This window comes from uncultured Thiodictyon sp., from assembly GCA_903837595.1.
Lineage (GTDB): Bacteria > Pseudomonadota > Gammaproteobacteria > Chromatiales > Chromatiaceae > Thiodictyon.
Genome location: CAILVI010000189.1, coordinates 1 through 15,421 on the forward strand (window position 1 = coordinate 1; position 15,421 = coordinate 15,421).

Annotated in this window: 15 protein-coding genes; 9 read left to right on the top strand and 6 right to left on the bottom strand. The window is 63.8% G+C overall.

Annotated elements, in window-relative coordinates; all coding sequences use genetic code 11:
* Window positions 1–146: 146 nt before the first annotated feature.
* From cas7b to QZY44_RS10225, 4 genes are all read right to left on the bottom strand, one after another.
* Window positions 147–1,133 (bottom strand): type I-B CRISPR-associated protein Cas7/Csh2, encoded by a 987-nt coding sequence (cas7b, locus tag QZY44_RS10210; RefSeq protein ID WP_295445790.1) that lies wholly within the window; start codon window positions 1,131–1,133, stop codon window positions 147–149.
* A gap of 37 nt (window positions 1,134–1,170) precedes the next feature.
* Complete coding sequence (locus tag QZY44_RS10215; RefSeq protein ID WP_295445793.1) at window positions 1,171–2,946, bottom strand: TM1802 family CRISPR-associated protein; 1,776 nt, start codon at window positions 2,944–2,946, stop codon at window positions 1,171–1,173.
* Window positions 2,947–3,140: 194 nt separating this feature from the next.
* Window positions 3,141–3,383, bottom strand: coding sequence for a hypothetical protein (locus tag QZY44_RS10220; protein ID WP_295445795.1), 243 nt, complete (start codon window positions 3,381–3,383; stop codon window positions 3,141–3,143).
* 49 nt (window positions 3,384–3,432) lie between these two features.
* Window positions 3,433–4,173, bottom strand: coding sequence for a hypothetical protein (locus QZY44_RS10225; protein ID WP_295445797.1), 741 nt, complete (start codon window positions 4,171–4,173; stop codon window positions 3,433–3,435).
* Window positions 4,174–4,718: 545 nt separating this feature from the next.
* On the opposite strand from QZY44_RS10225, the gene QZY44_RS10230 reads away from it, so the two are divergent.
* From QZY44_RS10230 to QZY44_RS10255, 6 genes are all read left to right on the top strand, one after another.
* Window positions 4,719–5,429: an HAD hydrolase-like protein gene (locus tag QZY44_RS10230; RefSeq protein WP_295445799.1), complete on the top strand. Its 711-nt coding sequence runs from the start codon at window positions 4,719–4,721 to the stop codon at window positions 5,427–5,429.
* Between the two features lie 68 nt (window positions 5,430–5,497).
* A complete protein-coding gene (locus QZY44_RS10235) occupies window positions 5,498–6,310 on the top strand; it encodes a UDP-2,3-diacylglucosamine diphosphatase (RefSeq protein WP_295445801.1) in 813 nt (270 codons plus the stop codon).
* Between the two features lie 105 nt (window positions 6,311–6,415).
* Window positions 6,416–7,615: a BtaA family protein gene (locus QZY44_RS10240; RefSeq protein ID WP_295445803.1), complete on the top strand. Its 1,200-nt coding sequence runs from the start codon at window positions 6,416–6,418 to the stop codon at window positions 7,613–7,615.
* A 2-nt stretch (window positions 7,616–7,617) separates the two neighbouring features.
* Window positions 7,618–8,352: a class I SAM-dependent methyltransferase gene (locus QZY44_RS10245; RefSeq protein WP_295445805.1), complete on the top strand. Its 735-nt coding sequence runs from the start codon at window positions 7,618–7,620 to the stop codon at window positions 8,350–8,352.
* Between the two features lie 84 nt (window positions 8,353–8,436).
* Window positions 8,437–9,204, top strand: a complete 768-nt coding sequence (locus QZY44_RS10250; protein WP_295445807.1) for a GNAT family N-acyltransferase — start codon at window positions 8,437–8,439, stop codon at window positions 9,202–9,204.
* Entirely contained in the window at window positions 9,201–10,385 is a 1,185-nt protein-coding gene (locus tag QZY44_RS10255) for a glycosyltransferase family 1 protein (protein WP_295445809.1), read from the top strand. The genes QZY44_RS10250 and QZY44_RS10255 overlap by 4 nt, the downstream gene beginning before the upstream one ends.
* A 23-nt stretch (window positions 10,386–10,408) precedes the next feature.
* Here QZY44_RS10255 and QZY44_RS10260 read toward each other — a convergent pair whose 3' ends face one another.
* Together QZY44_RS10260 and QZY44_RS10265 are read right to left on the bottom strand one after the other, a co-directional pair.
* A complete protein-coding gene (locus QZY44_RS10260; protein WP_295445811.1) occupies window positions 10,409–10,774 on the bottom strand; it encodes a hypothetical protein in 366 nt (121 codons plus the stop codon).
* Window positions 10,771–11,967 carry a galactosyldiacylglycerol synthase gene (locus tag QZY44_RS10265; RefSeq protein WP_295445813.1) on the bottom strand — a complete coding sequence of 399 codons (1,197 nt, stop codon included), beginning with the start codon at window positions 11,965–11,967 and terminating at the stop codon, window positions 10,771–10,773. The genes QZY44_RS10260 and QZY44_RS10265 overlap by 4 nt, the downstream gene beginning before the upstream one ends.
* Window positions 11,968–12,504: 537 nt before the next feature.
* Here QZY44_RS10265 and QZY44_RS10270 point away from each other — a divergent pair.
* From QZY44_RS10270 to QZY44_RS10280, 3 genes are all read left to right on the top strand, one after another.
* Window positions 12,505–13,365 (top strand): hypothetical protein, encoded by an 861-nt coding sequence (locus tag QZY44_RS10270; RefSeq protein WP_295445814.1) that lies wholly within the window; start codon window positions 12,505–12,507, stop codon window positions 13,363–13,365.
* A 245-nt stretch (window positions 13,366–13,610) separates the two neighbouring features.
* A complete protein-coding gene (locus QZY44_RS10275; protein WP_295445816.1) occupies window positions 13,611–14,822 on the top strand; it encodes a hypothetical protein in 1,212 nt (403 codons plus the stop codon).
* A gap of 182 nt (window positions 14,823–15,004) precedes the next feature.
* On the top strand, window positions 15,005–15,421 hold a 417-nt coding region (locus QZY44_RS10280), incomplete at its 3' end, for a hypothetical protein (protein ID WP_295445818.1).

Genomic DNA, 15,421 nt, shown 5'->3' on the forward strand with positions numbered 1-15,421 from the left:
CCCGTCCGCCGTTCCGACCATCTGCCCGGTGCACCGATGTGCAGCCCATGCGCTCAAGGACAGGAGCCGGGAATAGCATCGCCGGAATGACGGTCAAGGCCCCAGATCAAAAGTAGGAAACTTCAGGAAGACCAGTGTCCGCATGGCTACAGGTCCAGGGCGGTGACCGGTAATCCTGCGGCCTCGGCCAGTTCAGCAAAGAGTCCGGCCTGAGCGCCGGATTGGCAGCGTAGCCGCGGATCCTGCATGACCCGCAGACCGGTCAGCTGCGAATAGTCATGCAGGGCGCTCAACAGTTCGCCGACCTCCAGCCAAAAATCGCGGGTCGAGCGCAGGGCGGTGTCTTCGGCGCTCTGGTTGGCCAGGCTGACGCGACGCGGCAGGGCGCCCAGGCGGAAGCCGGGGCGATAATCGGCGACCACCAGGAGCAGCGGGTCGTGGCCGATCTTGGAGTGGGTGTTGAGCGCCGCGGTGCCGCGCCATAGACCTTGCAGCAGAAGGTCGAGGTCGGCCTCGCTGAGTCCGGTCGTCTGTGCGGCGGTTTCGTTGGCCACCCCGTAGGCGGCGATCAGTGCATAGGGCAACAGCCAGCGCTCGGCGAATGATTTCTGGTTGCCCTTGTCGCTGCCCGCGTAGGCGGCGGTCTGTTGTACCAGGGTCGGGCTGACGCGATGCAGTGAGCGGTTAAAGGCGGAGAACTGCACCGGGCCGGTCAGTTGCAGCGAGGGCTCGTTCTTGCCGAGCGGCAGGGTGGCGCCGAACAGCCGCGCGTCGATACACCCACGCAAGACCGCGGCCTCCAGGGCCTGACGCTTGGCCTCGCCCTTCTTGCCCTTAGCAGCCTCAGCCAAAAACTGCTCGGCGCGGTCTTTGCCCTCGGATAGATAGCCGTCGGCCTTGAGGGTGTCGCGAATCAATACCTCGCGGCCCGCGGCCAGGCGCTTCTCTACATCCGACTCCAGGCTCAGGAACCAATCGCGCACGGTGCGCTTGATGCGCACATCGCTGATGGTCGCCTCGCCGGTCTCGGGATCGGTGCGCGGGCGGTTCTCATCGAGCGGATCGCCATTGGGGTTGCAGTCCTTGGCCTCGTAGATAAAGAGCATTTCGTAGCGGCTGGTGATCGCGGTCATTGGTGTTTTCCTGAAAAATTGCTGAGCGTCGCGGCGGTTAATCGTGGAGGTCTGTGGGTGCCGCTTCAGCCACGTCGGTGGCGGCCTTATCGAGCTGCCCGATCCGGTAGGCCAAGCTATAACCAAGAGTAAAGGCAAAGGTCGCCTCTTCATCGCCGATTGCCCAATCCTCGCCGCAGCCCACCCAGGCATTTGCCAGGTCCGGGTCCAGCCCGGTGATGACATAGCCGAGCTTGCCGTATTGGGCCAGTTTGCCGTGACCTTCGCGGTAGAGTCGTTGCAACTGCTGGCGACCCAGCAGACGGCCGATGAATTTCTTAGTGAACGGATCGGCGCCGCGTATCTGCCGCTGTACCGAGGCCACCTGCGAGGCATAGCAGCCGGTCAGGAAGGCCACGATCAATTCCGGGCGGCGAAAGAAATCGGCGTGCTCCTGGGTATAGCGTCCATAGGGGCTATTGGGAATGACTTCGGACATGGCGGAATGCTCCATCGCGGGCGCGGGGATGATGAGTCGGGTCAGACAGGCATAGCGATAGAAGCCCCAGGCTTGGCGTGTCATCCAGTGCAGAAACTCGGGGTTGCGCTTGCCGGTACTGAGCAGTTTGCCGACCAGACAGTGCAGAAAGTGACTCCGGTTCACTGCCTGTCCGTCAAACAGGGCTGCCAGCCAGCCACGCAAGGTCTCCTCACTGGCCTTGTCGCTGGTGCTGGAGAAGTTCTTGAACGTCATGGCACTGATCTGGACCGGCTTGGTCTCGGTCTTGCTCTCGGCGGTCAAATCGGGCGCATTGGCGATGGTCCGGCCCGCGCGCTGTAGCAGGTGCAGGCGGCTAGGCAGCAATTGCTGCACCTCGGCCTGCACGCGCCAGGCGGCGTTTTGTTGCTTAAAAAAGATCAGCGCGAAGGCGAGCTGATCGCCAACGCCGGCAAACTCTTCGGTGAGGGCCAGTTCGTCGGCGAGCAGATCGCGGGCCTTACCCAATTGATAACGGTCGGGACGTTGGCCCAGGCGGGCGCGTAGTTCTTCGCGCACCTCGGGGTTGTTGCTGTAGGGCAGAATCAAATAGCTCTGCCCGGCCATGTTGCTGGACAGATAGGTTTCAGCGAAGGTAAATGTCTCGGCGATAGACAGAGCGCAGTCGCCACACACGGGAAAATTGCGATGTGCCTTGCCGGCCTGAAAGCCGCCCGCGATGGCACCGGGATTATTGAGGTTGTAGCAGGCCACGACGGCATAATTGCCAAAGACCTTGACGGCCCGGCTACCGCAGACGGCGCAACTGCCGCTTGCCCGTTCCCCGCCCTTATCGGCAAAGGCGGACAATGCCCGCTCGACCAAAAGAGACTGGGTCTGCGGCCAGGCATAAATCGGCCCCATCTGATCATCGGCCCAGTAGACATAGCCGCGATGCTCCTTGCCGTCAATGCCGGCCTCTCTTTGCGCCGTCTCAACCTCGGCCCAGATCGTCGCTTGCGCGTCATTGAAGCAGGTGAGGCTGTCGACCAGCCACTGGCGTTTCTCGCCCGGTAGGCTGGGGTGGTCAGCCAGTGCCTTGACGCTCGCGGCCAGGCGATTGGCGGTGTTGCCGGCCAGTTTGCAGCAGGGGGTGAAATCGGTGCCATTGGGCGGTCCGGAGCGGTAGACCACCGACTGGTTGCCCATGAAGGTCTTCACCCCGCACCACGCGCCGTCGGGGCCAAAGCACAGCGCCAGCCCGCGGTCGTAGTTGGCGGGCATGCCTTCGTTCAGGCGTTCCCAGGCCGGCCGCTCGGGCAGGCATTGGCTGAGTTCGTAAAGATATTGAAACATTCGCTGCGTCCCGCCGAAACCCAGTCGCCATTGAAGCACAACGGACGCGGTTTGTCTGGTTTCGCAAGCGTGCGGTGATCTTCACCTGTGGTGGTCGGGACGATGTTTAGGCGACGTTCGGAAGGATGGACCAAGCGATCAGGCGGGAGCGCCTGAGTTGCCGCGGTCGGCCTGAGGCCCGACAGTGGGTCAGTTCACCCCGCCTTGCTCTCCCCGCGGTTCGCCTCGAGCACGCGCTGGAAGCGCTCCGGGTCGTTTTTCAGCATGAGCACATAGTCCTCGACGAGCCCCCGCCAACCGAACCCGCCGTGCTCCTTAAGCTTGAGCAGGGCGATCATTAGCAGGTTGGCTGCGGCCCTGGTTTCGCGATCCTGGCCCTCTGCGTACCAGGTCACGAGGTTGTCGTACAGCACCTCGACCCTCTCGATCGGTGTCATTGAGTCACATTCTGGCGCGTTGGACCTGAGTGTGCGCGGTCGCACGGCATCAATCGACCTCATAGGCTTCCACGATCACGTAGTCCGGGTCTTCGCGGCCCTGGTCGTAGACGAAGATCAGCGGCTTGGCAGCGGTCGCGATGGTCTCGTGCGCGGCGGCGCAGACGGCACCGAGGCGCACCGACCCATCGGGCGCCCATTGCGCGTTGCGGCTGCGCGACAGGCGCACATCCGCATACCAGTCATCCTTGTGCCCCGACTGAGCGCCGGTCCAGTGGGCGTCCTTGGCGCGCGTGCCGCCGGCCCAAACATCCACCGCGACACCGACGCGATAGCCGTGCGACCAGACGTCTTTCAATTCCTTCGGCGCCTTGTCATCGCCGCAGAGCTTGACCGGATTCGTGGTCGGGTTGACCTTGCTGCCGGCCTTGGCGATGTCGACCAAGACCCAATCGGTCTTGGCCTCCTTGATCACCCCCTTGTTCTGGGCCAGCTTGACGATGACCGGCTGGCCGGCGAGTTTCAGCAGCTTCGGCCAGTTGTCTGCGCCCGCGGAGAAGTTGATCGGGGTGTCCCCGGCCAGGCAGGTGGACTCGACGGACTTCTCGGCGCTGCTGAACCAGCCCTCGTTGCTGCCTTTGAATGAGGTCTTCGCCAGGTCGCAGTTCAGGATGCGTGCGACGGGCGCCGAGCCGGCCAGCGCAACGCCGGCCTTGTCGAAGGTGCCGGCTAGGAGCGGACCGGCGGTCGTGAGTAACAGGGCGGAGGCGATGGTCGTGGACCATTTCATCACAGGAGTCCTTTGCGCGGTTGTTGATGTGGATTTCGGCTGCTGGGATTGCCGACAAGAGGATACCAAGTTCTGGTGGGCGTCTTGCGTGACCAGCGAAACGCGCCGGTCAGGCCGGGGGCGTCCCATGGACAGCGGATTCGCCACGGTAGCGGAGGCCATGCCGGGTTCGCCGAGGCGCCAGCCGCGAGCGGGGAGTCTAACCGCGATCTGTTACGCCTTCGCTACGGGCAAGTGACCGGATCATGTCGGCGCGACGGGCTCGGTGGCACCTCGCGACCAGCCGACCGTCACAACTTGGTCATATCCCTCTGCCATGCTGCGGCGCGCGCCATCCCTGTCTGCATCGGCCCCGCCTGTCCATTTTGGTTGTTTCGGAGGTCTCATGTTCACGGACCTGCTGATTGATTTTGGCGTCCGGCATAAACGTCAGTCATCGCTGCGGCGAGGCGGCACTCGGTCCGTACCGCGGACTCTCATACTCTTTCCGGCGATACCATGAGACCAGCCCAGTCCCTCCTGACCGCACGGACCTCGACTGCACTATGTATAGCAACGACCGACTGATCATCTTGGACGCCGACGGCACCACCGTGGACGCCTTCAGCGCCATCGACAAGACCTTTGCGCTGCACGGCATGAACATCGGCCCGCTGTCCGGCTTCCAGAAAAGGCGCCACGTATTCAAGTACCTGGGTGGCGTGAAGGAGTTTCCGCGCAATCTGCGCAAGCAGTTCGCCCGGCAGAAACGCTCGCGCCTCATCGCGACGATGACTGAGGTTTACCGCGAGGAAGGCCATCTCTACGATGGAATAGCGCAACTGCTTGAGCGGCTGACTGGGGAACCCGGACTGCGGGTGGGGATCGTGACCCGCAATATCACCCGCGACCCGGTCGCCACCCTGGAGACCCTGTTCCGGCGCGAGGGCGTCGACCCGTCCCGCTTTCACTTTCTGGTCCATTTGCCGCTGGCCCTCGACAAGTTGGACGCCTTCCGCGCGGTGCGCGCGCAGTTCGAGGTCAATCCGGCGCTCAGCTTTGCCTGCGGCGACGAGGCCACCGACTACCAGGCGGCGGTGGGTGCCGGCATCCATCCCTTCATCGTGTCTTACGGGTTCGAGGACTTTGAGCGGCTCGCCGTCCGTCATGGCATTCCGGAAGAGGTGATTTCCCGCAGCCCGGCCGACCTGAGCGCACGGCTGCTGAATGCACTCGGCCTCGAGACGGATGCAGCGAACTTCACGACATCTTCATGATTCCACCATGGATCGGCAACACAGTTTTCAGACCATAGGCCAACATCATCGACGAGGGTGGCCTTGGGATGTCCGAAATCACGCGCATCAACCCCCTGCGCTATCGCAGCATTTTCATCTCCGATGTCCACCTGGGATTTCGCGGTTGCCAGGCCGGGTATCTGTTGGATTTTCTCCAGTCCACCCGCTGCAAGCAACTCTATCTGGTGGGCGACATCATCGACCTGTGGGAGATGCGCCGCGGGGTCTACTGGCCGGAGGCCCACAACGCGGTGGTGCGCTCCGTGCTGGAGCAGGCCCGCAACGGCACCCAGGTCATTTTCTGTCCCGGTAACCACGACGAACTCTTGCGCGCACACCTCGGGGCCGATTTCGGCAACGTGCTGATCCGCGACGAGGTCGTCCACGAAACCGCGGATGGCCGGCGGTTCCTGGTGCTGCACGGGGATTGTTTCGACAGCGTGGTCCAGTGCGGCCCCTGGCTGGCTCGCCTGGGCTCGCGCGTCTATGGCCACCTGCTGGCCCTGAATGGCCTGGTGAACCGGGTGCGGCGCGGCTTTGGGCTGCGCTACTGGTCGCTGGCCGGTTACCTCAAGCACAAGGTCAAGAACGCGGTGAGCTATATCGGCAGCTTCGAGCAAGCGGTGGCGGCGCAGGCGCGGTTGCGTGGAGTCGACGGCATGATCTGCGGCCACATTCACCATGCCGAGGTCCGGGATGTGCAGGGAGCGCTCTACTGCAACTGCGGGGACTGGGTGGAGAGTTGCACGGCCCTGGTGGAGCATCACGACGGTCGGCTGGAACTGTTGCGTTGGACCGACGCCGTCCCCGAGAGCCTCAGCAGCCCGCTCCCCGCGCTGGCCCTGGCACGGGCCAGTTGACTGACGTCGGGCTGTCACGCTGCGGTCGTCTGCCGGTCACCATGAGGTCATGATCCATCATTAGACTCACGGGTCTATCATCGCCATGACCTTGAGAGCCTCGCCGTGAAAGCTGCCCTGACCCTGCGCGACCGGATCGACCACGCCGTCTTCAACGCCATTTATTCCCGCTCCCTGGTCTATAACACCTGCTGGGAGGATCCGGCCGTTGACCGCATCGCACTGGCCCTGAAGCCGCACGACAGCCTGCTGGTGATCACGAGCGCCGGGTGTAATGTGCTGGACTATGCGCTGGCTGGTCCCCGACGCATTCACGCGGTAGATGCCAATCCGCGCCAGACGGCCCTGCTGGAACTCAAGCTGGCCGGCATCCGACATCTCGACTTCGAGGACTTTTTCGCCCTGTTCGGCTGCGGTGTCCACCAGCATGTGCGCACCCTCTATCACGACACCCTGCGCGCCGAACTCTCACCCTTCGCGCAAGGCTTCTGGGATGAGCGTCTGCACTGGTTCAACCCGGCACAGGGAGGCTTTTACTTCCAGGGCCTCGCGGGGACCGTAGCACGCGCCTTTCGCGCCTATCTGCGGGTCCGCCCCCGGTTGGCAGCGGGCATCGAGGAATTGATCCAGGCGGATTGTCTGAAAGATCAGCGCGCAATCTACGACGCCCAGGTCCAGCCCCTGATGTGGGGGGCGGGTATGAACTGGACCCTGTCGCGCCAGCTCACTATGAGCATGCTCGGCGTCCCCTATGCTCAACGCCGCCAGGTCCAGGCGCAACACCACCACGGGGTAGCGGGCTTCATCCGCGAGGCGGTCGAATATGTCTTCCGCGAGCTGCCGGTCTGGACCAATTATTTCTGGATGGTCTATCTCAACGGACGCTACTCCCAGTCGTGCTGCCCCGAATACCTCAAACGGGCGAACTTCGCGGCCCTCAAGGCGGGGCTGGCGGACCGTGTGGTGCCTCATACCTGTACCGTCACCGCCTTCTTGCAGCAGACCGAAGAACGCATCTCCAAGTTTGTGCTGCTCGATCACATGGATTGGATGAGTTCCTATTATCCTGAGGCCTTGGGGGAGGAGTGGACGGCCATTCTTGAGCGCGCCACGGCGAACGCCCGCGTCATCTTCCGCAGCGCCCATGCCGCCCCCGCCTATCTGGAACGGATCGAGGTTGGCGCGCGTCATGAGCCGTTGTGCGAACGCCTCGCCTTCCACCCGGCGCTGACCCGGGACCTGCAGCGCCGCGACCGGGTCCACACCTACGCCGGATTCCATGTCGCCGACCTGGTGGGGGCCTGATCATGGCCCGCAGTGATGCACTGGTCTTGCTGAGCCTGATGCGCGGCCAACCCCGCAGCGGCGCCCTGGCTGAACGTCTGCAAGCGTTTTACGGTCCACAGGCCGAACACTATGACGCCTTCCGCGAGCGGTTGCTGCACGGCCGGGCGGAATTGATGTGGCAGTTGGCCCCGCCCCCCGGGTCCAGCGTGATCGAACTGGGGGCCGGCACCGGGCGTAACCTGGGGTTTCTGGGGGATCGGCTGGCGACCCTGGGGTCGGTCGAACTGGTCGACCTGTGCCCCGCCCTGTTGGAGCAGGCGCGGCGGCGGACGCACCGCCTGCGCAATGTCCGGGTGGTGGAGGCCGATGCGCTGCGTTACCAACCGGCCGCTCCCGTGGATCTCGTCTATTTTTCCTATGCGCTCACGATGATCCCGGACTGGGAAGGGGCGCTCACCAACGCGTTGAGCATGCTGAAACCGGGCGGCGCCTTGGGCGTGGTGGATTTCTATGTTTCCGACCCGACTCCCGCGCCGGGTCTGGTGCGCCACGGGGGCATGACCCGGTGGTTCTGGCCGCGCTGGTTCGCCCATGACGGGGTGCGTCCCAACCCGGAGCACCTGCGCCGGCTGCGGGCATTGCTACCCGACCATCAACTGACGGAGTACCGCGCCCCGGTCCCCTATCTGCCCGGGTTGCGGGTGCCCTATTACGTCTTCGTTGGGCGCACATTGGGAGCAGAGCAATCGGGTTAACGGTATCGTCATCAATTCCTCACGGACCGGCAACAGACGTTGGATAGATTGGGTCCTGCTTCTGTAATGACCCAAGGTTGAGCCATGCCAGCGATCGCCCCCGCATTACCCCAGAGGCGTGCAGCACGCCTGTTCGTCGAACTCGCGACCAGCGCGCACGAGGTCCGTGAGGCCCAGTCCTTGCGCTTTCGCGTCTTTGGCGAGGAGTTTGGCGCCAAGCTCAAGGGAACCCATCAGGGACTGGATGTCGACGACTTCGACAGCCTCTGTCACCACCTGCTGGTCCGCGAGGTGAATACCGGCCGGGTGGTCGGTTGCACCCGCCTGTTGACCGATAGCAATGCCGAGCGCAGCGGGTGCTTCTATTCGGAGGGCGAATTCGACCTGGGACCGGTGGCCAAGCTCCCCGGGCGGCAGCTGGAAATCGGTCGCACTTGCATCGCCCCGGATTACCGCCAGGGTGCGGCCATTGCGGTGCTGTGGTCAGGGTTGGCGAGCTTCATCCAACTGCACGGGTTCGACTATCTGTTTGGCTGCGCCAGTATCCCCTTGGGTGCCGGCGATATCCAGGCCGCGGCGATCATGAACCGCATCCGCCGCCAGGCCATGGTGGGACCGGAACTGCGCGTCACCCCGCGCGTTCCCCTCTTGAGCGGCACGGTTTCGGACGAGGTACTCGACGCCCCACTGCCCCCGTTGCTCAAGGCCTATTTGCGCTTGGGCGCCCGAGCCTGCGGTGAGCCCTGCCGGGACCCGGACTTTGGTGTGGCGGACGTACTCATCCTGCTGCGGGTCGCGGAACTCAACCCGGCCTATTCCCGGCATTTCATCGAGCGTGCGGACGCGATTTGAGCACACCGGCACATCCGCTGCGCGTCACGGTCGTCACCGAGACCTATCCGCCCGAGATCAATGGCGTCGCCAATACCATGCGGCAGCTGGTCGCGCGACTCGCGCAGCGGGGCCACCAACTCCAGGTGGTCCGACCGCGTCAGGGGAGCGACCGTGGAGCGCACGCCGGTGAGACCCTGGTGCCTGGCCTACCCATCCCGGGCTATCCCGGTTTGCGCTTCGGGCTGCCGGTTTACTGGCGCCTGCGTCGGCAGTGGCGAGTGCGGCGCCCCGACGTCGTCTATATCGCCACCGAGGGACCCTTAGGGCAGGCCGCGCTCATGGCGGCCCGGGCGAGCGCCATCCCGACGCTGACCGGCTTTCACACCCAATTCCAGCAATACAGCCTGCACTACGGGCTGGGGCTGCTGGCGGCACCCATCACCCACGCGCTGCGGCGCTTTCACAACCGCGCCGACGCCACGCTGGTCCCCACCGTTGAGTTGCGCGACCGGTTGACGGCCCAAGGATTTACCAAGCTCCAGGTGGTCGGGCGCGGCGTCGACACCGCGCTCTTCACCCCGGAGCGTCGCCGCGTTGAGCTGCGCGCGTGCTGGGGCTGCGGCCCCTCGGACCCGGCGCTACTCTACGTCGGGCGCCTGGCGGCAGAAAAGAATATCGCGCTGGTGCTGGAGACCTTCACCCGCACCCAGGCGGTCCTTCCCAATGCCCGATGCCTGCTGGTGGGGGACGGTCCCGAGTTGGCCCGACTGCGGCAGCGCTACCCGCAATTCCAGTTCGTCGGGGCGAAGGTGGGTATCGAACTCGCCGAACACTATGCCAGCGCGGACCTGTTCGTCTTTCCCAGCCTGACCGAGACCTTCGGCAACGTGGTCCCGGAGGCCATGGCCAGCGCGCTCACGGTCGTCGCCTTCGACGATGCGGCGGCCCACAACATCATTCACTCCGGGGACAACGGCATCACCGTCGACCCGCGCAACCCCGGCGCCTTTATCAGCGCGGCCGTGGCGGCCGCCCAGGACCTGGAGCGCCGGCACCGCTATGGGGCCAAGGCCAGGACCACGGCCGAGACGCTCGACTGGGACCGGGTTATCGACGCGGTCGAGCGCTGCCTGTTCGACGTCATTCACCGACGCGCCACACCGCACGGACCCGGGCGCCTGGCGGCAACGCCGCAATGATCGTCGGTCCGCACGGCGGACCCTCAACTCGCACTGACGACAAAGACTCCGGCACAGATCAATAGCACCCCCAGTGTACGCACCATCGTCACCTCTTCGCCGATCAGAAATCCGACAATGATCGCCAGGGCGAACCCCAACCCCTCCAATGGGTACGCCTTGCTGACATCCCAGCGCGCCAATACGCCCAGCCAGGCGACCGCGCCGAGGGTATAGAGCAAAAAACCGGCGACAATCTGAGGGCTTAGAATGACGGCGCCGGCCAGTTGAAGGCCGGCGGGCTGCGCCAGTGCCGCCTTCACCGCAACGCTCGACATCCCGGCCTTGATCAGGAACTGTGCCATCACCGATAGCAGGACGCAGCCCATGGCGGCCACGGTGGTATTCATACGTTGCGCCACGCAACGCGACCGGTGATGGGCAGCGCCCGCACCGCGACTGGATGTTCATGGCGGCTCGGCACCGGCGCCTGAGCGAGGATGCGCTCGAGGATCTGCGGCACCTCGAACACCGCTCGATTCTCCACCCGGCGCACGCGCGTCTGGTACTGCGGCAGGCCCCGGGTCAGTTCGTCGACCGCTGCACGCACCGTCCGAAAGCTGCGATGTACGATCCCCAGACCGTGCTCGCGCACCCAATGCGTGTTCCAGCGCTCCTGGGGCATGGTCCAGGAATTGCGGGTCACGATCACCGGCAGCCCCTGCTGGACGGCCTCGCTCAGGCTGCCCGGGCCCGGCTTGCCGATAAAAAAGTCGGCGAGCCGCATCCAGCGCGCCACCTCCGAGGTAAACCCGACCACCACCCGCGGCGCCCGGGCCGGCAGGGCGCGCAGCTCGTCGGCCAGTGCCTGATTGCGACCGCACATCAGGATCAGCGGTGTATCGGCCAGGCGCGTGGCGATCCCCTTCATCGCCCGCGAACCGGTGCCGCCGAAGAGCACCAAGCCGGTGGGGGTGTCGGCGTCCAGACCCAGGTGCAGCCGCTCGGCCACGCGATCGATCGGCCCCTGGGCATAGAACTCCGGGCGCAGAATCATCCCGCTGCTGCGATAGACGCGACTGGGCGGGCAGCCAGCGGCCAACGCCTGCGCGCACGCATACGCGGTACCGCAGACCACATGCTGCGCAAGATCAGGCTCGATCCAGAAGTGCGGCGGATGATCCGCCATATCGGTCAGCACGGTGACGAAGGGCACCCCCGGACAGGCCAGCACCAGTGCGTCGTGCAACGCCCGGTTGAAGTTCGGGATCAGCGACACGACGAGATCGGGGCGCGTGCCCTCCCAATGGCCCGCCAACCGCCGCACCAGGGCGGCGTGGCCCAGCCGGATCGCGCCTTGCAGCAGCTTGAGTTCCTGGGCCAGGCCGAGCGTAAAGCCGGTGGCCAGGCGCAGGTTGTACAGGTCCTCGGGCTCCATCCCGGTGTAGCGACGGAAGCGCCCGCGCGGGTCCAGGACCTGGGTCAGATTGACCTTGCGCACGCGCCATGGCAGCCCCTGGTCATGAATACTCTGCTCCATGGCCTGGGCGGCAGCGCGATGACCGCCACCGGCGTTGAACCAGATCAGGTCGACGCTCCTCATGGCGGCAGTCGCTGAATGCGGCGACGGCGACGCCAGGAAGGGCCTGAATACGAGAGGGGCGTAACGTGTCACCAAGCGAGGTTCCGAGCGACTGAGCAATGGCTGCCAGGGTTCATCGGATTATCCATGCTCCTCGTGACAGCCGCGTGACCGCAACACGACGACTGGCCCATTCACCGGCGACCGGGGGGGTGCGGCGGCCTACCTCGCGGTATGGTTCAAAATAAAACGTCTTGCTCGGTTTACCAATCTAGGAGCAAGGTCTAATATTGGACGCGTCTTCGTGTCCCAGAGCCTCCAGACCATAAGTGGGCGCGGGACCAGCAGATACGCACAACCCCAGAGAGCCGCTCTCATGGTAGATCAGGCCGCACCGCAGCCGCCAGCAACAACCCCCGGGAAACCGGATGGGGCCTTCGTTCGCCGGCTGCGCGGCCACCGTCGCGCCAGCCCAATACCCTGTCTCACTGCCCCAGCCAAACCCCGCACCGTCACATCGGCGGCGACACCCGTTTTCGTGCAGAGGAGAAACCGCAGATGACCACTACCCTTCGCTCCCTCCTGTTCATGATCAGTCTGGCGCTGGGCGTGATGCAGCTCGCCGTCGCGGCCGTCCCGAAGACACTGACCTACCAGGGCACACTCACCGATGGGGCCGGGCAGCCCGTCAGCGGCTCCAAAACCATCACGCTCAGCCTCTACACGGTCGCCACGGCGGGCACGGCGTTCTGGACCGAGACCCAGACCCTGACGCTGGCCGATGGGCGCCTGTCCGTCGTGCTCGGCAACACCCCAGGTAACCTCCTTGATCCCAGCAAGTTCACCGGCGAGACCTATATCGGCATCAGGGTGGGAACGGATACCGAGATGCCGCGTCAACCGTTCTCAAGCGTCGCTTATGCATTTCAGGCCGGGGACGGGGGGGTGCCCAAGGGAGGGATCATTATGTGGAGTGGGGCGGTGGATGCGGTGCCGGCTGGGTGGGCCCTTTGCAATGGGCAGAACTCAACGCCGGACCTTCGGGGGCGTTTCATTGTTGGCGGTGGCGGCAGTTATTTGCCTGGAGGAACCGGTGGAGTCGAATCCAATAGCGTCAACCACTCTCACAGTATTAGCGCTGAAAGCCCTGAGGTGAACTGGGCTGGCGATCACCAGCATTCCGTAAATCTAAATACCAGCGGAGCAAATGGCACCTTTTATGGCGTGGATTGGGATCACACACCCCCTGACCTGCCAGCCGAACATTCTCACAATATCAACGGAAACACGGCCGGCGCTGGCGGACATAGTCACACCGTTAACTCTCACGCCCATGGCGGCGCGACTGGCACGGCTGCTACTAACATTCTTGATAACCGTCCGCCCTACTACGCGCTAGCATTCATTATGAAACTCTAACATCGAACCCCATCACTGTTTGACCAACAGGACCGTAGGTTGGGGTGACGAAGGAAATCCAACACCAACCATCGGCGGCCGGCCATATTGGGGTTCGTTCCTCACCCCAACCTACGGTGATGTAAAGATCGGCGGGGGCGTAGAGGCACGGTTGGCACCATCTCGTTGGGGTTCCTTCGTCACCCCAACCTACGTCCGCAACGGGTCCGAAACCGCAACGGATCGTCTTAACGAGGCAGGTCGACATGATGAAACATATGCGGCGCTTCGGACTCATCGTCCTCTCGCTGGTGGCGCTCGGCGCAACGGGGATTGCTCGCGCCGCCTGTCCCGGTGCGACGATCGAGGCCCCTGGCAACTGTCTTTATGCCCCCGGGTTCAGCGCTGTCGGCGGGGACTTGGTGACCGCCACCCAGCGGGTGCTGGCATCCAACATGAATCCCTTCCCGCGCCAAGGCACCGAGGCCGATTTCGCCTACTGGAAAAAGGCCGCAGACGACGAGCTGACAGCGGGCAAGACCTTCCGGGACGGGCTCCTGAGCGCGACCCAAAAAGAGATCACGCCCCGCGGTGATCTGCGTGGCGACCAGAGGCTTAACTACCAGGCTACCGATCGACTCAAGGACCTCGCCGAAGTCGAGGCCCGCCTGTTGGCTGCGCGGGACACCTACGCCTACCTTCTCTATCGTGACTATGCCGACGCGGTTATCGCCCGCGCCAGCCTGCTGGATACCATCAAGACCCTTGCCAATCTCTATCTTATGATCGGCGACGAGTTCCTGATCGACGCACTGGAATGGCGCTTTTCCGCCCCCACCCTAAATGTGGACCAGAAACTGGACGAGCAGCTCGGCCTGCTGCAGAGCGCCCGGGATTACTACCAGAAGGCCATCGGCGTCTTCGTCTATGGCTTCAGCCCGGCGGTCGGTACCAACATCTATATATCTGCTTACTTCGACGATGCCGTCTTCAGCCTATTCAATATCGGCGTGGAACGTCTGAGTCTCGCACTGCGCGAACTGTCATCCAAGCAACTGGTGCGGCAGATGGCGCCGGATCCGAACCAAGAGTGGACGGCGGCCCGGCGTGCATCCCTGGCGACCCTGAAGGGCGTGAATACCACGGCCTACCTGCTGACCGCCGCCATCGCAAACACTCAAGGTACCACTTTCGATGCAATCGGCGGGGGCAGCAATATCGTTAGCGCGCTCTCCGCACTGCGCAAGCAAGGCAGCATCTACAACCAAGGCCTCAATCCGCTCGGCTACGACAACCGCTATGTGCCAATGCAGGATTTCGGCGCGCTCTACTCGGTCGCCACGAATGGCTTAAACGCGGCGAAAGGGGCTAAGGCCGATTTCGACTCGGAATCCCGCGCCTTCGACAGCAATCAGGAGGCCCTGCGCCAACAGGTCAATGCACTGATCAGCCAGTACGTGGTAGTCTCGCCTCACTGACCGGCTGCGCAGAGCCGACAGACTTCGAGGATCCACAGCAGATCGAGTCATTTCTGGTCTGTACCGGCGAGGCCGGTCCCGACCTGTTCGACTGTCGCCTGGGTCAGGACGCCGGCGCCTTCGAGACCTGCGTTAGCACTAAGGCGACCGCGGGCGCCCTGGCCCAGAAGTATCGCGACACCATGGCCGCCCAGATTCGTCTGAACGCGGCGCGTCTCGGCCGCAACAACGCCTTGACCCGTATCGACCTTGCGAATGAAAAGGCCAATCGACAAGTGGCACTCAAACGCAGCCAGGTCGGGGCGCAAACGCGGCAGTTGACCGATTACTATCGGGAACTCAAGGGTGCCAGAACCGTGACGGATACCAAGACCATAACCACGAAACGGACGTGGGATAACAAGAATAAGCACTGGGAAAAATCGACCAAAGAGAAGGATCACACGACGACCACGACGTTTAGCGTTTCCGACGACAGTTTACATATCAGACAGAGCAATGAGCAGGCCCTGCTGGAGATCACCACCGATTTCGAGATCCAGCAGGTCAACCTGGAGACGACTTATGTCATCAAGGACCTGCTCCTGTCCGCGGCGGAG

Coding starts and splice junctions, on each gene's coding strand:
- cas7b (WP_295445790.1), bottom strand. CDS start 1,133: ATGACCGCGATCACCAGCCGCTACGAAATGCTCTTTATCTACGAGGCC.
- QZY44_RS10215 (WP_295445793.1), bottom strand. CDS start 2,946: ATGTTTCAATATCTTTACGAACTCAGCCAATGCCTGCCCGAGCGGCCG.
- QZY44_RS10220 (WP_295445795.1), bottom strand. CDS start 3,383: ATGACACCGATCGAGAGGGTCGAGGTGCTGTACGACAACCTCGTGACC.
- QZY44_RS10225 (WP_295445797.1), bottom strand. CDS start 4,173: ATGAAATGGTCCACGACCATCGCCTCCGCCCTGTTACTCACGACCGCC.
- QZY44_RS10230 (WP_295445799.1), top strand. CDS start 4,719: ATGTATAGCAACGACCGACTGATCATCTTGGACGCCGACGGCACCACC.
- QZY44_RS10235 (WP_295445801.1), top strand. CDS start 5,498: ATGTCCGAAATCACGCGCATCAACCCCCTGCGCTATCGCAGCATTTTC.
- QZY44_RS10245 (WP_295445805.1), top strand. CDS start 7,618: ATGGCCCGCAGTGATGCACTGGTCTTGCTGAGCCTGATGCGCGGCCAA.
- QZY44_RS10250 (WP_295445807.1), top strand. CDS start 8,437: ATGCCAGCGATCGCCCCCGCATTACCCCAGAGGCGTGCAGCACGCCTG.
- QZY44_RS10260 (WP_295445811.1), bottom strand. CDS start 10,774: ATGAATACCACCGTGGCCGCCATGGGCTGCGTCCTGCTATCGGTGATG.
- QZY44_RS10265 (WP_295445813.1), bottom strand. CDS start 11,967: ATGAGGAGCGTCGACCTGATCTGGTTCAACGCCGGTGGCGGTCATCGC.
- QZY44_RS10270 (WP_295445814.1), top strand. CDS start 12,505: ATGACCACTACCCTTCGCTCCCTCCTGTTCATGATCAGTCTGGCGCTG.
- QZY44_RS10275 (WP_295445816.1), top strand. CDS start 13,611: ATGATGAAACATATGCGGCGCTTCGGACTCATCGTCCTCTCGCTGGTG.